General features: G+C 76.4%; 1 protein-coding gene. It reads left to right on the forward strand.

All coding sequences use genetic code 11. The annotated features are described in order from the left end of the window. The coding region (locus tag IE124_RS33915; protein WP_189513853.1) for a SpnB-like Rossmann fold domain-containing protein at positions 1–3177 on the forward strand (3177 nt) is incomplete at both ends.

The raw sequence follows: 3177 nt of genomic DNA on the forward strand, positions 1-3177 counted from the left end.
TTCGTCGAGGTCAGCGCCCACCCCGTCCTCACCATGGCCCTCCCCGACACCGTCACCGGCCTCGGCACCCTCCGCCGCGAGGACGGCGGCCAGGAGCGTCTGGTCACCTCGCTCGCCGAGGCCTGGACCAACGGCCTCCCCCTCGACTGGACACCCGTCCTCCCCACCACGACCACGAAGAACGCGACGAACGCCGACCTCCCCGACCTCCCCACCTACGCCTTCCAGACCGAGCGCTACTGGCCGCGGCCCGAGCACTCCGCCGTCGGTGACATCACGTCCGCCGGTCTCGGGGCGGCCGAGCACCCGCTGCTCGGCGCGGCCGTCGCGCTCGCCGACTCCGACGGCTGCCTGCTCACGGGGAGCCTCTCCCTCCGTACGCACCCCTGGCTGGCGGACCACGCGGTGGCCGGCACGGTGCTGCTGCCGGGAACGGCGTTCGTGGAGCTGGCCTTCCGGGCCGGTGACCAGGTCGGCTGCGATCTGGTCGAGGAGCTCACCCTCGACGCCCCGCTCGTCCTGCCCCGTCGCGGCGCGGTCCGCGTGCAGCTGTCCGTCGGCGCGAGCGACGAGTCCGGGCGCCGTACCTTCGTGCTCCACGCGCACCCGGAGGACGCGCCGGGCGAGCCGGAGTGGACGCGGCACGCGACCGGTGTGCTCGCCCGTACGGATCGCACCGCCCCTGTCGCCGACCCGGAGGCCTGGCCCCCGGCGGGTGCCGAAGCAGTGGACGTGGACGGTCTGTACGACCGCTTCGCGGCGAGCGGATACGGCTACGGGCCCCTCTTCCGGGGCGTCCGTGGCGTCTGGCGGCGCGGCGAAGAGGTGTTCGCCGACGTGGCCCTGCCGACGGAGGTCGCGGGCGCCGAGGGCGCGCGGTTCGGCCTCCACCCGGCGCTGCTCGACGCCGCCGTGCAGGCGGCCGGTGCGGGCGGGGCGTTCGGCGAGGGCACGCGGCTACCGTTCGCCTGGAGCGGGATATCCCTGTACGCGGTCGGCGCCACCGCCCTCCGCGTGCGGCTGACGCCCACCGGCCCGGACTCGGTGTCCCTGAGCGCCGCCGACGCCTCCGGGCAGCCGGTGTTCGCCGCGGACTCCCTGACGGTGCTGCCCGTCGACACGGCGCAGTTGGCCGCCTTCAGCGACCCGACGCCGGACGCGCTGCACCTGCTGGAGTGGGCCGCCTGGGACGGTGCCGCGCAGCCCCTGCCCGGCGCTGTCGTGCTGGGCGGTGACGCCGACGGGCTCGCCGTGGCGCTGCGCGCCGCCGGCACCGGCGTCCTGTCCTTCCCGGACCTCGCCGCCCTGGGCGGGGCCGTCGACCGGGGCGAGACTCCGGCCCCGGCGACCGTCCTGGTGGCCTGCCCCGCTGCCGGCCCCGGTGGGCCGGAGCAGGTTCGCGAGGCCCTGCACGGTTCGCTCGCGCTGATGCAGGACTGGCTGGCCGACGAGCGGTTCGCCGACGCGCGGCTGGTGCTGGTGACCCGCGACGCGGTCGCCGCCCGTTCCGGCGACGGCCTGCGGTCGACGGGACAGGCCGCCGTGTGGGGCCTCGGCCGGTCCGCGCAGACGGAGAGCCCGGGCCGGTTCGTCCTGCTGGACCTGGCCGACAGCGACACCGCCGGGAACGCCGGTCGCCGCCCCGCCGAGGACACCGACAGCCCCACCGACGGGGACGCCGGTCGCCACACCGCCGAGGACACCGACGGGGATGCCGCCGGCCGCACCGCCGGGGATGCCGTCCTCGGCAGTGCCCTCGCGGCCGCCCTCGGCTCCGGCGAGCCGCAGCTCGCGCTCAGGGACGGCACGCTCCTCGTACCCCGCCTGGCGCGGGCCGCCGCGCCCGCCGTTGCCGACGGGCTCGCCGCCCTGCCGCTGCCCGCCGCTCCAGCCCTCTGGCGCCTGGAGCCCGGGACGGACGGCAGCCTGGAGAGCCTCACGGCGGCGCCCGGCGACGCCGATGCGCTCGCCCCGGAGCCCCTCGGTCCGGGACAGGTCCGGATCGCGGTCCGGGCGACCGGTCTCAACTTCCGCGACGTCCTCATCGCGCTCGGCATGTACCCCGATCCGGCGCTGATGGGCACCGAGGGAGCCGGTGTGGTCACCGCGACCGGCCCCGGCGTCACGCACCTCGCCCCCGGCGACCGGGTCATGGGCCTGCTGTCCGGCGCGTACGCCCCGGTCGTCGTCGCCGACGCGCGGACCGTCACGCGGATGCCCGAGGGGTGGACGTTCACCCAGGGCGCCTCCGTGCCGGTGGTCTTCCTGACGGCCGTCTACGCCCTGCGCGACCTGGCGGACGTCAAGCCCGGCGAGCGCCTCCTGGTCCACTCCGCGGCCGGCGGCGTGGGCATGGCGGCCGTGCAGCTCGCCCGGCACTGGGGCGTGGAGGTCCACGGCACGGCGAGTCACGGGAAGTGGGACGCCCTGCGTGCCCTCGGCCTGGACGACGCGCACATCGCCTCCTCACGCACGCTGGACTTCGAGTCCGCGTTCCGTACGACGTCGGGCGGCGCCGGCATGGACGTCGTACTGAACTCGCTCGCCCGCGAGTTCGTCGACGCCTCGCTGCGCCTGCTCGGTCCGGGCGGCCGGTTCGTGGAGATGGGCAAGACCGACGTGCGCGACGCGGAGAAGGTCGCCGCCGACCACCCCGGCGTCGGCTACCGGGCCTTCGACCTCGGCGAGGCCGGGCCGGAGCGGATCGGCGAGATGCTCGCCGAGGTCGTCGCCCTCTTCGAGAGCGGGGTCCTCCGGCACCTGCCCGTCACCACCTGGGACGTCCGCCGGGCCCGCGACGCCTTCCGGCACGTCAGCCAGGCGCGCCACACGGGCAAGGTCGTCCTCACGATGCCGCCGGGGCTCGCTCCGGAGGGCACGGTCCTGCTGACCGGCGGCACCGGCGCGCTGGGAGGCATCGTGGCCCGGCACGTGGTGCGTGAGTGGGGCGTGCGCCGCCTGCTGCTGGTGAGCCGTCGCGGGCCGGACGCACCGGGCGCCGGCGAGCTCGTACGCGAGCTGGAAGCCCTGGGCGCCGAGGTGACGGTGACTGCGGCCGATGTCGCCGACCGCACCGCCCTCACTGCCGTACTCGACACCGTCCCCGCCGCACATCCGCTCACCGCCGTCGTCCACACGGCAGGCGTGCTGTCCGACGGCACCCTCCCCTCGATGACC

Source organism: Streptomyces narbonensis (assembly GCF_014649015.1).
Classification (GTDB): Bacteria; Actinomycetota; Actinomycetes; order Streptomycetales; family Streptomycetaceae; genus Streptomyces; species Streptomyces narbonensis.